This window comes from uncultured Jannaschia sp. (genome assembly GCF_947494025.1).
GTDB lineage: Bacteria > Pseudomonadota > Alphaproteobacteria > Rhodobacterales > Rhodobacteraceae > Jannaschia.
Map to the genome: position 1 here is coordinate 16,678 of NZ_CANLTQ010000019.1, position 16,385 is coordinate 33,062.

A 16,385-nucleotide genomic window follows, 5' to 3' on the forward strand; every position below is an offset into this window, starting at 1 on the left:
CGCTTGATGAAACATTTCCGCCTCGCCTTCGGCGCCCTCGCCGTGCTGGCCGCGATCGGCGCGGTGGCCTGGTACGTCTGGGATCGGAACACCGGCGGCCTGCCCGCGGGCATCGCCGCGGGCAACGGCCGGATCGAGGCCGATCAGATCGACGTGGCGACCCGCACGCCGGGCCGCGTGGCCGAGATCCGCGTGGCCGAGGGCGCGTTGGTCGAGGCGGGCGAGGTGCTGGCGGTGATGGACACGCGCGAGCTGGAGGCGCAACGCGCGCGGGCGCGGGCCGACGCCGCCCGTGCGGCGAGCCAGGTCGAGGAGGTCGCGGCCCTGATTGCACAGCGCCGGGCCGAACTGGCGTTGGCGGAGGACGAGTATGCGCGCGCCCGGACGCTGGCCGAGCGCGGCGTCAACGCGGCGTCGGTGGCCGAGCAGCAGGCCACGCGACGCGCCTCCGCCGGGGCGGCGCTGGACGCGGCGATCGCGCAGCTCCACACCGCCGAGCGCGGGGTCGAGGCGGCCGAGGCGCTGGTCGGCCAGTACGAGACGCAGATCGAGGACGCGACGCTGACCGCGCCGATCTTCGGCCGCGTCCTCTACCGCCTCGCGCAACCGGGCGAGGTACTTGCGGGCGGCGGCAAGGTCCTGACGCTGCTCGACCTGTCCCAAGTCTATATGGAGGTTTTCCTGCCCGCGAACGAGGCCGCGACCACGGCGATCGGCGCCGAGGCGCGCATCCGGCTCGACGCCGTCCCCTACGCGATCCCCGCCTATGTCAGCTTCGTCTCGCCCGAGGCGCAGTTCACGCCCAAGCAGGTCGAGACCGCCGACGAGCGCGAAAAGCTGATGTTCCGCGTCAAGGTCCGCGTGCCCGAGGAGCTGGTGCGCGCCTATATCGATCAGGTGAAGACCGGGCTGCGCGGCGAGGCCTTCATCCGCCTGCTGGGCGATGAAGGGGCACCGTGGCCCGCCGGCTTCGTCGGCCAGCCGATCCCCGAGGACGCGTTGCCGCCCGCTGCCGCAGCCGTCGCGGACTGATGCCGGTGGACCGCGACGCACCCCCGGTCGCCCGCCTGGGCGGCGTCACGCATCGCTACGGCAAGGTGCCGGCGCTCGACGACGTGACGTTGGATTTGCCGGCCGGCCGGATGCTGGGCCTGATCGGTCCCGACGGCGTGGGCAAATCCACCCTGCTCGGCCTCCTGTCGGGCGCCCGGAAGATTCAGGCGGGGAATGTGGAGGTGCTAGGCGGATCGATGGCCGACGCGGCGCATCGGGAGGGGGTCTACACCCGCGCGGCATACATGCCCCAGGGGCTGGGCAAGAACCTCTACCAAGAACTCAGCGTCTTCGAGAACCTCGACTTCTTCGGCCGCCTCTTCGGCCACGGCGCAGCCGAGCGCCGCCGCCGGATCGACCGCCTCCTGCGTGCCACCGGGCTCGACCCGTTCCCCGACCGGCCCGCGGGCAAGCTGTCGGGCGGGATGAAGCAGAAGCTGGGCCTGTGCTGCGCGCTGATCCACGATCCCGACTTCCTGATCCTCGACGAGCCGACCACCGGCGTCGATCCGCTCTCACGGAGGCAGTTCTGGGATCTGATCGACGACATCCGCGAGGACCGGCCGGGGATGAGCGTTCTGGTCTCGACCGCCTATATGGAGGAGGCCGAGAGGTTCGACTGGCTGGCGGCGATGGACGCCGGCCGCATCCTGGCCACCGGCACGCCGGACGAGCTGCGTGTGCGCACCGGGGCGGACGACCTGGAGGCGGCGTTCGTCTCTCTCCTGCCGCCGGGCAAACGCCGTGCGGAGGGGGCGCTGGAGATACCCCCGCGCGCGCCGCGGGAGGGCGAATCCGCGATCGTCGCCAAGGGCCTTACCCGGCGCTTCGGCGATTTCACCGCCGTGCGCGACGTCAGCTTCGAGATCGAGCGAGGCGAGATCTTCGGCTTCCTCGGCTCGAACGGGTGCGGAAAGACCACCACGATGAAGATGCTGACGGGCCTCCTGCCCGCCTCCGAAGGCGAGGCGTGGCTGTTTGGCGAGCCGGCCGATGCGAACAACATCGAGACCCGCCGGCGCGTCGGGTTCATGTCGCAGAACTTCTCGCTCTGGGGCGGCTTGACGGTCCGCGAGAACCTCGCGCTTCACGCGCGGCTCTTCCGTATCGACCGCGCGGAGATCGCCCCGCGGATCGACGGGCTTCTCAACGAGTTCGACCTCGTCCCCCATGCGGGTGCAATCACGGGCGACCTGCCGCTGGGGCTCAAGCAGCGGCTGTCGCTGGCCTGCGCGATCATCCACCGCCCCGACATGCTGATCCTCGACGAGCCGACCTCCGGCGTCGATCCGGTCGCGCGCGACGAGTTCTGGGCGCTGCTGATCGGTCTGTCGCGACGCGATCACGTCACCATCTTCATCTCGACGCACTTCATGAACGAGGCGATGCGCTGCGACCGCATCTCGCTGATGCATGCGGGCGAGGTGCTGGTCTACGACACCCCGCAGAACCTGGCGGCCGAGGATGGCTCGACCTCGCTGGAGGAGACCTTCATCCGCTACATCGAGAGCGCCATCGGCGAGCCCGCAGACATCGGCGCCGCGACATTGGCGCCCGCCGCGGACGCGCCCCGGCGGCCGCAGCCTCGGCCGCCTTCTTGCCGTCAGTCGGCGCGAGATGCTGGAGGTGACGCGCGACCCGATCCGGCTCGCCTTCGCGTTCCTTGGCTCGATGGTGCTGATGCTGATGTTCGCCTACGGCATCTCGTCGGACGTCGAGGACCTGCGCTTCGCCGCCTTCGACCAGGATCGCACCCCCGAGAGCCGCGCCTACCTCGCCAACTTCGAGGGCTCCCCCTACTTCATCGAGCTGCCGCCCGTCGCGAGCCTCGACCAGCTCGAGACGCGGATGGCGGCGGGCGAGGTGACGTTGGCGCTGGAGATCCCATCGGGCTTCGGCCGCGCGGTCACGACCGGCGAGCCGACGCGTGTCGCCGCCTGGATCGACGGGGCCAACACCCTGCGCGCCGCCACCATCGAGGGCTACGTCCAGGGCGCGCACGCGACCTTCCTCGGCGACCGCGCCACGGCGGCAGGCCTCTCCGGAGCGGCCGGCCCGGTTGTCGAGATCGAGCCACGCTACCGCTACAACCCCAGCTTCGAGAGTATCTACTCGATGGCGCCCTCCGTGCCCGCGATCCTCCTGATGCTGTTCCCCGCCATCCTCATGGCGGTCTCCATCGCGCGCGAGCGCGAGATCGGCACGATCACCAACTTCTACGTCACGCCGACCTCGAAGCTAGAGTTCCTGCTCGGCAAGCAGCTTCCCTACGTCGCCGTCGGCTTCGTCAACTGGCTGATCCTGACGGCGATGGCGGTGCTTCTGTTCGGCGTGCCGCTGACCGGCAGCGCGTCGGCGCTGGCGCTCGGGGCGCTGACCTACGTCTTCGCCGCGACCGGATTCGGCCTGATCGTCGCGGTCTTCACCCGCAGCCAGGTGGCGGCGGTCTTCGCCACCATGATCCTCGCCATGCTGCCTACCGTGCAGTTTTCGGGCCTCAACCAACCGGTCTCGACGCTCGAGGGCGCGGCGCGGGTCATGGGGCAGCTCTGGCCCACCAACTACTTCATGCAGATGAGCGTGGGCGCCTTCAACAAGGGGCTCGGTTTCGGCGCGCTCGGGACGAACATCCTGCTGATCGCGGCCTTCGTTCCGGTCTTCGTCGGCACCGCCGCGCTGCTGCTCCAGAAGCAGGAGCGGTGATGCGCGCCCTCGGCAACATCCTGTGGCTCACCGGCAAGGAGCTGCGGACGCTGTGGCGCGACTTCGTGCTGCTGCTGCTCGTCATCTACTCCTTCGGGCCGGGCATGTATGTCGAGTCCAACGCCGCCGGCGAGACGATCAGCAATGCCGCCGTCGCCTTCGTGGACGAGGACCGATCCTCCCTGTCGCGCGGCCTGCGCACCGCGCTCTACCCGCCCTGGTTCCTGGAGCCGCGCCTGATCGAGGCGGACGACGTCGACCGCATGATGGACTGGGGCGAGGTCACCTTCGTCGTCGTCGTCCCGCGCGGGTTCGAAGCCGACGTCCGGGCAGGCCGCACGCCCGAGCTTCAGATCAACATCGACGCGACCAAGACGCAGGCCGCGGGCGTCGGCACCGGCTACCTCACCGCGATCCTGACCGAGGAGGCGCAGCGCTTCGCCGCCCGCGCCGACGTCACGGCCGACCCGCCCATCGACCTGGTGGTACGGCGCGCTTTCAACCCCGCCGGCAACAACGTCTGGTTCGCGGCGATCGGGGGATTGCTGAATTCGCTTTCCATGCTGACGATCGTGCTGGTCGGCGCCGCATTGATCCGCGAGCGCGAGCACGGCACCATCGAGCACCTGCTGACGATGCCGGTCACGCCGATCGAGATCGCGCTGGCCAAGGTGCTGGCGAATGGCGGCGTGATCTTCGCGGCCTTCACCTTCTCGCTGTTCGTCGTGGTCGAGGGCGCGCTCGGCATTCCCTTCGCGGGCTCGCAGGCGCTCCTGCTGGCCGGGACGGCGATCTACGTCTTCGCCGCCGCCGCGATCGGCCTGCTTTTGGGCATCGTGGCGCGGACCATGGCGCAGTTCGCGCTGCTCATCATGCTCGTCATCATGCCGATCATGATCCTGTCGGGCGGCATGACCCCGGTGGAGAGCCAGCCCGCCTGGCTGCAGCCCATCACCTGGCTGCTGCCCTCGCGGCACTACATGGCCTTCGCCGAGGCGATCTTCTACCGCGGCGCGGGCCTGAGCATCGTTTGGGCCGACTTCCTCTGGACCTTCCTGCTCGGCGCGGCCTTCCTCGCGCTCGGCCTCGTCCTCTTCCGCCGCTCGGTCGCGGGGGGCTGACGGATGCGGCCCCTCCCCCTTGCCGCGCTCCTGCCCGCCGCATGCGCTTCGCGCGCCCCGCTCGTCCTCGCCCCGGACGCGCCGGGCCGCGTTCACGGGATCCTCGTCGCCGCGACGCGCGCGGAGGCGGGACAGGGAGCCGACCTACGGGCGCTACGCCGTCGCCGTGCCGCCCTGTCACGTGCCGGGCACCGTCGCTTGGCCGGACGCCACGCCCGATCCGGCAACGGACATCACCGTGTCGAATGCCGCGCTCACGGACGACCGCGCGGCGTTCCGCACCGGGATCGACCCGCGACCGTCGGAGCGGCCCCGGGGGCGGCGCGAGGTCGTCGTGTTTGTCCCCGGCTACAACGCGAACTTCGCCGAAGAGCTCTACCGCTTCGCGCAGACGGTCCACGACTTTGGGACGACCGTCTTGCCGATCCTCTATTCCTGGCCGCCGGCCGCGCCGGCGGGCGACTACCTTTACGATCGCGACAGCGTGCTCTTCGTCCGTGGCGGGCTGGAGGCGCAGATCGACCTCGTGGCCGACCTGGGGTGGACAGCGTCACGTCGGTCGCCCCTTCCCTCGGCTCGCAACTCCTGAGGGAGACGCCGCGGACCCGAGCGCTGCGTACAGGTGGCGCGCTTTGGCCCGAACTGGGCCACGTCGCCCTGATCTCGCCCGACGTCGAAGCGGGCATGTTCCGCCAGCAGGTCGCGCCGATCAAGATGTCGCCGGAACCATTCGTGATCTTCGCCTCCGCGCGAGATCGGGCGCTGCGCCTGTCCGAATGGCCGAGCGGGTCCGGCCGACTGGGCGGGATCGACGACGTCGCCGCGTTGTCGGGCCCCGACGTCACCGTGATCCACACCGGCGCCGCTGCGGCCCGAGGCGCGCACCACCTCACGCCGGTCGCGTCGCCCTGGATGATCTCGGTCTTGCGGGGGCTGCAGGCGAACGAGCGCTTCGCCTTGGGCCGGCCGGAGCCCTCGGCGGCGCTGCCGATCCGGATCGTGGCCAGCGGCAATGCCTTGGTCCTGGTGATCGCGCCACCCACGGCGCTCACCCGCTGATGCGAAGGAGTATGCCGATGTTCTTGCAGGGCGCCGTCGCGTCGATGGACGTTTGCAGGCTCGCACCCCGGCTCGGCCCCGCCGTGGTCTGGCTCGTGCTGGCGCTTCTCCTCGCCACGCCCGCAGTCGCTCAGACGATGCCGGACCTCGCGGGCGGGGCGGAGCCCGTCGCGACGACCGTCGTCGATCCCTTTGGTCGTGACACGCTCCGGGGCATGGTCGACGGCCTGATCGACGCGCTGGCCGACGCGGATACGGATCGAGCGGCGCGCTACCTCGATCTGTCGGCCGTCCCGGAGGCGCTGCGGGAATTGCGGAGCGCCGAGTTCGCCACCGCGATCGAGGCGGTGCTGGACCGCTCGGGCGGTATCCTCCCGACTTACCTTCTGAGCACCGCGCCGGAAGGGAACACCGACGACGGCCTGCCTGCCGACGAGGACGGCTTTGCGGTGATCCGTACCGATGAGGGCTCCACCGAGCTCACCGCGCATCGGGTGACCGGACCGGAGGGCGCGCAGGTCTGGCAGGTGACGCCCGAAACGCTCGCCCTGGTCCGCCGCCTGTCATGGACGGCGCCCGTCGGCCTGGTCGACCGTCTCACCCCCGCTTCGTGGGCCGTGCCGCGGTTCGCCGGCGCCCCGATTACGCATTGGGCGGCCTTGGTCGTGCTCGCGCTCGCGTCGCTCGCCATTGCCCGCACCGTGGCGCTCGCGCTCCTCTGGATCGCCGGGCGCGCCTGGTCCCCACTGAGGACGGGTCGGACAGCGCATGTCGGGCAGGCCGTCCTTCTGCCGATCGGGCTGTTCCTCGCTTGCGTTCTGTTCTCGCTCGCGAGCTTCCTCGCCGGCATCTCCGTGATCGCGCGCGCCCTCGTGGCGCCCCTCGTCGAGATCGTGGCCTGGTTGGCGCTTGCCTGGCTGGTCTGGCGCGCCATCGACGCCGCGACCCGCGCGAGCTTGGACAGCATGACGCGTCGAGGCAGGGTCGGCGCCATCTCGGTGGTGACCCTGATCCGGCGCGGCGGCAAGATCATGATCATCGCCGTCGCCGTCGCCGCCGTCCTCGGTTCGCTTGGCGTCAATCTGACGGGCTGGATCGCGGCGCTCGGTCTGGGCGGCCTGGCCTTCGCGCTCGGCGCGCAGAAGACCATCGAGCACTTCGTGGGCTCGCTGACGCTGATCGCCGATCAGCCCGTGCGCGTCGGCGACTTCTGCCAGGTCGACGGCTTGCTGGGCACGGTCGAGGACATCGGCATGCGTTCGACCCGCATTCGCACCCTCGATCGGACGCTGGTGACGATTCCCAACGGCGTCATGTCCGGGGCGACGATCGAGAACTACACCAGCCGGGACCGCTTTTTGTTCCGCAAGACCCTGTCGTTGCGCTACGAAACCACGTCCGACCAGATGCGCGTCGTGCTCTGGCGGCTGCGCGGCCTGCTCGAGGCCGACGCACGCGTGACCGAGGATCCGGCCCGCGTGCGGTTTCTCGACTTCGCCGACAGCTCGCTCGACCTGGAGATCTTTGCCTACGTGCTGGCCGAGGATTACGACGCGTTCCTCGCCGTCGGCGAGGATCTGAACCTCGCGATCATGGACGTCGTGGACGAATGCGGCGCCCGCTTCGCCTTCCCGTCGCGCACCGTCTACCTCGAAAAGAGCCTGACCCCACAGGAAACCCAAGGAGTATCGCATGGAAACGAAGATGAAAGCCGCCGTCGTGACCGAGTTCGGGCGGCCGCTCGACATTCGTGAGATTCCGGTGCCTCGGATCGGCCCGGGGCAGGTTCTCGTGCGCGTCCGGGCGTCCGGCGTCTGCCACACCGACCTGCACGCGGCGGAAGGCGATTGGCCGGTGAAGCCGCACGTGCCGTTCGTGCCGGGCCACGAGGGGGTCGGCGAGGTCGCGGAGATCGGCGCGGGGGTCACGCATCTGAAGGAAGGAGACCGGGTAGGCGTGCCTTGGCTGCACACGGCCTGCGGCCGTTGCGAGCATTGCGTCGGCGGATGGGAAACGCTGTGCGACACGCAGCAGAACACCGGTTACAGCGTCGACGGGGCCTATGCCGATTACGTCGCCGCGGATGCCAACTTTGTCGGCGTCATTCCGGCCGGCCTGGACTGGGGCCCGGCTTCGCCGGTGCTCTGCGCGGGCGTGACGGTCTACAAGGGTCTCAAGGAGACCGAGGTGCGGCCGGGTCAGTGGGTCGCGATCAGCGGCATCGGCGGACTCGGGCACATGGCCGTGCAATACGCGAAGGCCATGGGCATGAACGTGGTGGCCGTGGACGTGGCGGACGACAAGCTCGACCTGGCCCGCGCGCTCGGGGCCGACGAGGTAATCAACGCCAAGGAGGTCGACCCGGCAAAGGAAGTCTCGTCGAACCTGGGCGGCGTGCACGGGGCGCTGGTGACGGCGCCGTCGCGCCCGGCCTTCGCGCAGGCCGTGGGCATGCTGCGCAAGCATGGCACTCTGTCCCTCGTCGGAATTCCGCCGGGCGATTTTCCCCTTCCGATCTTCGAGGTCGTCCTCAAGCGGCTGACGGTCCGTGGCTCCATCGTCGGGACGCGGCTGGACCTCGCCGAGTCGCTGGCCCTTGCTGCGGAGGGCAAGGTCGAGACGGAGTTCGCCTGGGACGAGCTGGACAACATCAACGCCATCTTCGACCGCATGCGCGAGGGCAAGATCGAAGGTCGGGTCGTGCTGCGGATGTGATCGTTCGGATTCCTGCGGTTCGGAATGACCTCGATCCTCGGAGGCGACCAGCCCCCGTTTGAACGTCAGAGCACGACAAGGAGGAGGGCGCCGCCCGCCAGAGCGTAGAGGGCGCAGGCCGGCGCGGTGCGGGCGAGGATGTCGCCCTCGCGCGCCACGAGGCCCACGGTCGCGCTGCCGGCGATGATGTTGTGCGGCGCGACGACGTTGCCGATCGCGGCGCCGAAGCCCTGCGCCGCCAGCATCGCCACCGGCGGCAGCGACAGCGCGGCGGCGCTCGAGACCTGGAACTCGCTGAAGAGGATGTTCGAGGCCGTCGCCGAGCCGGTGACGAAGGTGCCGAGAACTCCTACCGCGGGCGCCGCCAGCGGCCAGAGCGGCCCGGCGCGCGCCGCTGCCCCGGCGAGGGCGTCGATCATGCCGGAATGGACCATGACCCGGCTGAGCGCGAGCATCGCGAGAAGCGCCAGCGCCACCGGTCCCAGTCGACGCAATGCGGCGCCGAGGGCCGGCGCGACCTCGGCGCCGCGCCCCGTCGCGATGGCGCCGATCAGAAGTCCTGCGAAGAGCAGCGTGCCGGGGTGGTAGAGCGGCTGGAACGCGCCCGAGAAGACCCCGGCGAAGGACCAGTCGAGGGCGAGACCGCCGAGCCCTTCGCGCAGCGGCGGCACGAGGCGAGTGGCGAGCACCAGCGCGAGGATCAGCATGTAGGGCACGAGGTCGCGCCCGAGGCCGCCGAAACCGCCGTTCTTGCCCGACCGGTGCCGGAGCACGGTCGCGAAGACGGCGAGGCCCGCGAGCGCGCCGCCGAGCGACGGCAACTCGGGCCCGGCAAGCGCCGCGATCGCCAAGAAGGGGACCAGGAACGACGCCGCCGCGAAGCCGGTCCAGCCGAGGTCGCGGCGGGTCAGCGGTCCGTCGCCCGCGAGCCGCATCACGGCCAGGAGCAGGAGCGTGCCGAGCGCGGCATGCAGCGCTGCGGTCGCCCGCGCGATCTCGGTCGCGGGCAGGCCGGTGATCTCGGCCTGCGTCAGCGCCGGCGTGCCGACCGCGCCGAACGAGACCCCAGCGGCGTGGCCCAGAAGCGCCAGCGCCACCGCCCGGACCGGAGGGAAGCCGATTCCGACAAGCAGCGGCGCGGCGAGGGCGACCGGCGTGCCGAACCCCGCCGCGCCCTCCATGAAGAGGCCGAAGAACCAGGCGATCAGAACCGCTTGCAGCCGCCGGTCGTCGGTGAGCCCAGCCAAGGCATCACGGATGCGGTCCACCGCGCCGGTCGCGCGCTGGAACTCGTAGAGCGCCAGCGCCGGCAGGATGATCCAGAAGATCACGGCCGTGGAATGCAGCGCCTCGGCGGCGAGGCCCAGCCCCGCCTGCGTTTCGGGCACCGGTCCGGCCAAGTCGAAGGCGGCAAGCGCCACGACGGCCGCAGCAGCGAGCCCCGCGACCCCGGCCCGCGCCGCCGACCAGCGCAGCCCCGCCATCCCGACGAGCACCACCGCAAGCGGTGCGAGCGCAAGGAGCGCGGGCACCCGTTCAGCCGGACCGGCCGACGGCGCTCATGCCCGATGCGCCTCCGCGCGGACTTCGTGCGGCACGCGGCCGTCGCGCTCGAAGGCGTCGATGTTGGCGATTGTCGTCTCGGCGATGGCCTGCAGCGCCTCGCGCGTGAAGAAGCCCTGATGCCCGGTGACCAGCACGTTGGGAAAGGTCAGCAGCCGCGCGAACACGTCGTCGGGGATGAAGCGGTTCGACAGGTCCTCGAAGAACAGATCCCCCTCCTCCTCGTAGACGTCGAGGCCGAGCGCGCCGATCGCGCCGCGCTTCAGCCCCCGGATCAGCGCGCGGGTGTCCACGACCGCGCCGCGCGAGGTATTGATGAGCATGACGCCGGGCTTCATGCCCGCGATCGCCGCGTCGTCGATCAAGTGATGCGTGGCGGGCGTCAGCGGGCATTGCAGGGTGACGATGTCGCTTCGCCGCAGCAGCTCGTCCATCTCGACATAGTCGACGCCCATCGCCTCGCAATCGGGGTTCGGCGTCGGGTCGTGCGCCAGCACTTCGCAGCCGAAGCCCGCCATGATCCTGGCGACGACGCTGCCGATGAGGCCGGTGCCGACGACACCGACGGTCTTGCCGTGGAGATCCATTCCCATCAGCCCGTCGAGCGCGAAGTTGCCCTCGCGGACCCGGTTGTAGGCGCGATGGATGTGCCGGTTGAGCGTCAGGATCAGCGCCACGGTGTGCTCGGCGACGGCATGCGGCGAATACGCCGGCACGCGGGCCACCGTCAGCCCCGCCGCCGCGGCGGCCTCGAGATCGACGTGGTTGAACCCGGCCGAACGCAGCGCGATCAGACGAACGCCCGCCTGCGCCAACCCGCCGACGACCTCGGCGCCGAGGTCGTCGTTGACGAAGGCGCAGACCACCTCCGCCCCTTCGGCGAGCCGGACCGTCTCGGGCGTCAACCGCGCCTCGAGGAAGCGCATTTCGTGGCCGCCCCTGGCTCGGCCGAGAAAGGCCTCGTCGTGCGGCTTGCTGCTGAAGACGGCGACGCGCATCGACAGGTCCCTCCCTTCCCCTCGCGGACCTTGCGGCCGGGTGCGTCCGACGTCAACACGGCGGGGTCTGGCCCGCGTCGATCGCGCCGCTATAGTCCCGGCCGCAAGAGCTTTCCGGAGGAGCCAATGCTGCGCCCGCGCCGATACCCGCCCCGTGACGTGTTTCCGGTCGATCCCTGGGCGCTCACCGCGACGCGGTTCGACGCCGATCTGCTTGAGCGCTATCCCGGCCAGGCCGAGACCATGTTCGCGATCTCGAACGGCTATCTGGGCGTGCGCGGCACGATGGACGAAGGTAGCCCGGTCGAGGAGCCGGGCACCTACCTCAACGGGTTTTACGAGACGCGGCCGATCACCTACGGCGAGAGCGCCTACGGCTTCCCGAAGGTCGGCCAGAGCATGCTCACCTGCCCCGATGGCAGCGTCATCCGCCTGACCGTCGACGACGAGCCGTTCGAGCTTTCCCGCGCCGAGGTTCTGGGCTTCTCGCGCCGGCTGGACCTGAGGCGCGGCGTGCTGACGCGCGACGTGACCTGGGCGACGCCGCGCGGACACCGGTTGCGGCTCAGGACGACGCGGCTGGTGTCGCTGGCGATGAAGCACGTGGCCGCGGTTCACTGGAAGCTCGTGCCCGAGGACGACGTCGACCTGCTGATCTCCTCCGATCTCGTCGAGCGCGCGCCGCTGCCGGTCGAGGACTTCGACCCGCGCCTCGCCGATGCGCCCGGCGCGCGGGTGCTGAACCCGACCGGCACCGAATGCGGCGGGCTTCGTGCGGTCATGGGTTACGTCACCGGCGGCTCGCGCCTCGCGCTCGGTTGCGGCATGGACCACCGGCTCGAGACGGCATGTCCGCACGACGCCGGCGCCGCCTGCGGCGCGGAGGGCGCCACGGTCACGATCCGCGTCGCCGGCAAGGCGGGCGAGCCGATCCGCTTGACCAAGTTCGTGGCCTACCACCACGCCCCCAAGGAAGCGGAGGATACACGCGCCGCCGCTGGCCGCAGCCTCGATCACGCGATAGCGACCGGGTTTCCGGCCCTTCTCGCCCGCCAGGAGGACGAGGTCGGTGACTTCTGGCAACGCGCCGACGTCGAGATCGACGGCGATCCGGCGACGCAGCAGATGGTACGCTGGAACCTGTTCCAGTTGATGCAGGCCTCGGCGCGCGTCCACGGCCACGGCATAGGTGCCCGCGGTCTGACCGGGCGCAGCTACGAGGGGCACTACTTCTGGGATACCGAGATCTACGTCCTGCCATTCCTGATCTACACCGCGCCCGACATCGCTCGCGCCGTGCTGAAGTTCCGCTACGACATGCTGCCAAAGGCCCGCGCGCGCGCGACCGAGCTGGGGCATCGCGGCGCGACCTTCCCATGGCGGACGATCAACGGCGACGAGGCGTCGGCCTATTACGCCGCCGGCACCGCGCAATACCACATCAACGCTGACATCGCCTATGCGCTCGGGAAGTATGTCGAGGTCACCGGCGATGATGACTTCATGGTCCGCTACGGCGCAGAGATCCTCGTGGAGACCGCACGATTCTGGCTCGATCTCGGCTTCTTCTCGAAGCGCCGCGACGGACGGTTCTGCATTAACGCCGTAACCGGGCCCGACGAATACAATGCCGTCGTCGACAACAACTACTTCACCAACCTGATGGCGCAGGCGAACCTGCGCCAGGCCGCGGCGGTGGTGGCGGCGCTCGATGCGCCGGCGCGGGCGGTCCTGGCGCAGCGCACGGGACTGGCCGAGGGCGAGCCTGCAGAATGGGTCGAGGCCGCGGACCGGATGTACCTGCCCTTCGACGAGCGGCTTGGCGTCCACCCGCAGGACGACAGCTTCCTCGACAAGGAGGTCTGGGATTTCGAGAACACCCCCGACGAGCATTATCCGCTGCTGCTGCACCACCATCCGCTGAACCTCTACCGGTCGCAGGTCATCAAGCAGGCCGACACGCTGCTCGCGATGTTCCTGATGAACGGGCGGTTCTCAGGCGAGGAGAAGAAGCGCAACTTCGACTATTACGACCCGATCACGACGCATGACAGCTCGCTTTCGGTCTGCATCCAGTCGATCATCGCAGGCGAGATCGGCTATCGCGCCAAGGCGTGCGACTACTTCCAGTTCGCCGCGGCGATGGATCTTTCCGACATCGGCGGCAACGTGAAGCACGGGGCGCACGTCGCCTCGATCGGGGGCACCTGGCTGGCGCTGATCTACGGCTTTGCGGGCCTGCGCGACGGCGGCGGCAGGATCGCCTTTCGCCCATGGCTGCCCGACGACTGGACGGGCCTGCGGTTTCCCCTGACGGTGCGCGGCCGGCACATCCGCGTCGCCGTGGGTCGCGAGACGACGATCTATCGTTTGGAGGCGGGGGAGCCGATCGAAATCTTCCACGACGGAGAGCCTGTACGCCTGAGCCCGCGGGAGCCGGAGGCGCGACGGCGTACGCCCGCAACCGCCAAGGCGGAACCTTGCCTCGGACACGGCGCCTCGAACCCAGCCGTTCCCGGAACGGCGATGTGAGACCCTAAGCGACGGCGACCTCGGAGAGATCACCCACCACGACGTCGGCGCCCGCCGCCCGCAGCGCGTCGACCCGAGCGTCATGCCCGACGCCGATGACGCGGGCAAAGCCCGCGCGGCGTCCAGCCTGCACGCCCGCGACCGCGTCTTCGAACAGCGCGGCACGGCCCGCGCCGACGCCGAGCCGTCGGAGGGCCTCGACGAAAATCGCCGGATCGGGCTTGCCGGGCAGATCATTGCGGGACGCTACGACCCCATCGACCCGAACCTCGACGAACCGGGCGAGCCCGGTCGCGTCGAGCACCGCCTCCGCGTTCGCGCTCGACGAGGCGACGGCGACCCGGATGCCGGCCCCGCGCAGCGCCGCGAGCAACGCCTCCGCCCCCCGCAGCGGTGCCGCGTCCCGCACCAGCCGCGCCCGCACCAGTTCGTTCTTGCGTCGCGCCAGCCCGGCGACGGTCGCGGTACCCGGCGGATCGTCCGTCGCGCCCTCAGCCAAAACGATGCTGCGGGATGCGAGAAAAGCCCGAACGCCCTCCAGACGTGGCCTGCCATCGACATAGGCGAGGTAATCGGCGCGGGTGAACTCGGGCAGCGGGTCCGGCCGGTCACAAAGAAACGCGTCGAACATCTCCTTCCAGGCCGCCTCGTGCAGGCTCGCCGTATCGGTCAGCACGCCGTCGAGGTCGAACACCACAGCGTCGAGGTCGTTGCGCGAGAGCTGCAAGGCCTGTTTGCCCATGAAGTTGCTCCTCAGCTTCGTATTGCTCTCCAACCGACCCGGGAACCGGACACGCCTCGTCTGAACCGTCCCGCGTTTGTCGAAGGTGATTTCGGTTGGTTTCTACGCCGCCATGCCGGCGGTCTCCAGCGTGTCGTAGCAGGCGGCTTCGGCTTCGGCCGGCGGGACGTGCCCGATGGGCTCCAGCAGGCTGCGGGTGTTGAACCAGTCGACCCATTCGAAAGTGGCGAGCTCGACGGCCTCGAACGAGCGCCAGGCCCGCGTAGGTAAATGACCTCGGTCTTGAAGGGGCCGATCACGGTCTCGGCGAGTGCGTTGTCGTGACTGTCGCCGACGCTGCCGACCGACGGCTCGATCCCTTCCTCCGCAAGCCGCCCCGTGAACCGATTGGCCAGGTATTGCGCGCCGTGGTCCGTGTGTGACGAGCCCTGCGCCTCTTGCAGGCTGACAGTCGTGGATCGCCTGCTTCAAGGCGTCGAGAACGAAGCTCGCGGTCGCACTGCCGCTGACGCGCCATTCCACGATCCGACGGGCGTAGGTGTCGATGACGAAGGCCACATAAACGAAACCGGCTCACGCCGCCAAGGAGGTGACGTCGCTCACCCACAGCCTGTTGGGCGCCGGGGCCTGAAACCGTCGGTTCACCTTGTCGCGCGGGCATGACTGGGTTGGATCGGGAATAGTCGTCCTGATCCGCTTGCCGCGCACGGCGTCCTGCAATAATCCCATGGCACGCATCAGCCCCTCGACCGTGCATCGAGCAACGGCGAAGCTCTCGCGTCGTAGCTGCCGGCAGACCTTCCGGGCGCCGTGGAGCCGAAATTCTCGACGTGGCCGCGCGCGATCTCGGCCCGCAGTTCCCGGCCCGCCTCGCACGGTCGGACAGTCGGACAGTCGGACAGTCGGACAGTCGGGAAGGATCGTCCCGCCGCGCTCGATGCGCATGATACGTCGACGGGGCGATCGGCAGCAGCCGGCAAATCGGCTCGACCCCGTAGAGTCCGCGATGGTCGTCCCCTCTCGAGACATTGCCTGCGGCGATGCCCTGCCGGGCAATGGATGAACGCGACCATCGCTTCAACGGGCGGTCGAGCTCCATCCCGCTGCCCGGCAGCGGCCTGCTGGCAAACTGCGAGAGGGGGGACAGAATATGCCGACGCTTTGCGCAGGATCCCGTTGGCTTGACGCAGCTCACGGTTCTCACGCTCAAGCTGTCTGATCCGATCCCGCTCCTCGCTGGTCAGTCCAGGCCGGAGCCCGTCGTCGCGCTTGGCCTGCCGTACCCAATTGCGTCGCGTCTCACCGCTGCACCCGATCTTCACCGCGATCGACTGGATCGCGGACCACCGGCTCCCATGCGCCCCGCGGTGCTCCTGCACCATCCGAACCGCCCGCTCCCGAACCTCCGGCCATCGCGGGGCCGTCGCATGGAACGACAGGCCCGGCTGGATCACGGTCCGTTGCGCGCGTGTGGGCGGCAACGTCTCCCGTGCGCGCAATTCGTTCAGGTCGCCCCCGAGGATCGCGGGGCCGCCGAAATGGTCCTCCGCCCGCAGCACCCGCGCCATCCGCCGCAAGCGGTCCGTCCGCCGCAGGCCGAGATGCAACGCGCCGATAGTCAGGGCTGCGCCACGTCCGACGCAGCGGGCGAGCGCCGCCCCGCGCGGCTCCAGGCCCGGCGGATCGATCGCCTCGAGGTCTGAGACCTCCCAAACAAACCCGGGGGCGAGCAGGATGGCGTTCCCGTGATGGTCGATGGTCGATGGTCGATGGACGGTGTGGCGGGATCGGCGTCAATCATCGACCAGCGTTCGGCGTGTACCATGGCGGGTGGTAGCGCGGGCGGCCGGGGCGGCAGCCGCTTGTCGGCTTCCTGAAGCGAGACGATGTCGGCGCGAA

The 16,385-nt window shown here is 69.9% G+C and carries 11 protein-coding genes and 2 pseudogenes; 9 read left to right on the forward strand and 4 right to left on the reverse strand.

All coding sequences use genetic code 11. The features are described from left to right. Positions 1–6 precede the first annotated feature (6 nt). From Q1B08_RS15860 to adhP, 8 genes and pseudogenes are all read left to right on the forward strand, one after another. Complete coding sequence (locus Q1B08_RS15860) at positions 7–1,032, forward strand: HlyD family efflux transporter periplasmic adaptor subunit (RefSeq protein WP_299821039.1); 1,026 nt, start codon at positions 7–9, stop codon at positions 1,030–1,032. 110 nt (positions 1,033–1,142) lie between these two features. After that, positions 1,143–2,273, forward strand: a pseudogene (locus Q1B08_RS22065) (ATP-binding cassette domain-containing protein); the annotation flags it as partial. Between the two features lie 406 nt (positions 2,274–2,679). Beyond that, a complete protein-coding gene (locus tag Q1B08_RS22070) occupies positions 2,680–3,756 on the forward strand; it encodes an ABC transporter permease (protein ID WP_366140035.1) in 1,077 nt (358 codons plus the stop codon). Beyond that, the gene (locus Q1B08_RS15870; protein ID WP_299821042.1) at positions 3,756–4,877 is read left to right on the forward strand and encodes an ABC transporter permease; all 1,122 of its coding nucleotides are present in this window, start codon (positions 3,756–3,758) and stop codon (positions 4,875–4,877) included. The genes Q1B08_RS22070 and Q1B08_RS15870 overlap by 1 nt, the downstream gene beginning before the upstream one ends. A gap of 166 nt (positions 4,878–5,043) precedes the next feature. Next, positions 5,044–5,466: an alpha/beta hydrolase gene (locus Q1B08_RS15875; RefSeq protein ID WP_299821045.1), complete on the forward strand. Its 423-nt coding sequence runs from the start codon at positions 5,044–5,046 to the stop codon at positions 5,464–5,466. After that, the gene (locus Q1B08_RS15880) at positions 5,418–5,936 is read left to right on the forward strand and encodes an alpha/beta hydrolase (RefSeq protein ID WP_299821048.1); all 519 of its coding nucleotides are present in this window, start codon (positions 5,418–5,420) and stop codon (positions 5,934–5,936) included. Before Q1B08_RS15875 ends, Q1B08_RS15880 begins: the two co-directional genes overlap by 49 nt. 17 nt (positions 5,937–5,953) lie before the next feature. After that, positions 5,954–7,690 carry a mechanosensitive ion channel family protein gene (locus tag Q1B08_RS15885; protein WP_299821051.1) on the forward strand — a complete coding sequence of 579 codons (1,737 nt, stop codon included), beginning with the start codon at positions 5,954–5,956 and terminating at the stop codon, positions 7,688–7,690. Then, positions 7,629–8,651, forward strand: a complete 1,023-nt coding sequence (gene adhP / locus Q1B08_RS15890; RefSeq protein WP_299821054.1) for an alcohol dehydrogenase AdhP — start codon at positions 7,629–7,631, stop codon at positions 8,649–8,651. The genes Q1B08_RS15885 and adhP overlap by 62 nt, the downstream gene beginning before the upstream one ends. Before the next feature lie 65 nt (positions 8,652–8,716). Here adhP and Q1B08_RS15895 read toward each other — a convergent pair whose 3' ends face one another. Both Q1B08_RS15895 and Q1B08_RS15900 read right to left on the reverse strand, forming a co-directional pair. Then, positions 8,717–10,183 (reverse strand): L-lactate permease, encoded by a 1,467-nt coding sequence (locus Q1B08_RS15895; protein WP_299821057.1) that lies wholly within the window; start codon positions 10,181–10,183, stop codon positions 8,717–8,719. 27 nt (positions 10,184–10,210) lie between these two features. Beyond that, positions 10,211–11,212 (reverse strand): 2-hydroxyacid dehydrogenase, encoded by a 1,002-nt coding sequence (locus Q1B08_RS15900; protein WP_299821060.1) that lies wholly within the window; start codon positions 11,210–11,212, stop codon positions 10,211–10,213. 126 nt (positions 11,213–11,338) lie between these two features. Here Q1B08_RS15900 and Q1B08_RS15905 point away from each other — a divergent pair, with 126 nt between their 5' ends. Beyond that, entirely contained in the window at positions 11,339–13,744 is a 2,406-nt protein-coding gene (locus Q1B08_RS15905) for a glycosyl hydrolase family 65 protein (RefSeq protein WP_299821063.1), read from the forward strand. A gap of 4 nt (positions 13,745–13,748) precedes the next feature. On the opposite strand, the gene Q1B08_RS15910 is transcribed toward Q1B08_RS15905, so the two are convergent. Together Q1B08_RS15910 and Q1B08_RS15915 are read right to left on the reverse strand one after the other, a co-directional pair. Next, entirely contained in the window at positions 13,749–14,486 is a 738-nt protein-coding gene (locus Q1B08_RS15910; protein WP_299821066.1) for a beta-phosphoglucomutase family hydrolase, read from the reverse strand. A 102-nt stretch (positions 14,487–14,588) separates the two neighbouring features. Beyond that, a pseudogene (locus Q1B08_RS15915) lies at positions 14,589–15,868 on the reverse strand (IS3 family transposase). Positions 15,869–16,385 lie beyond the last annotated feature (517 nt).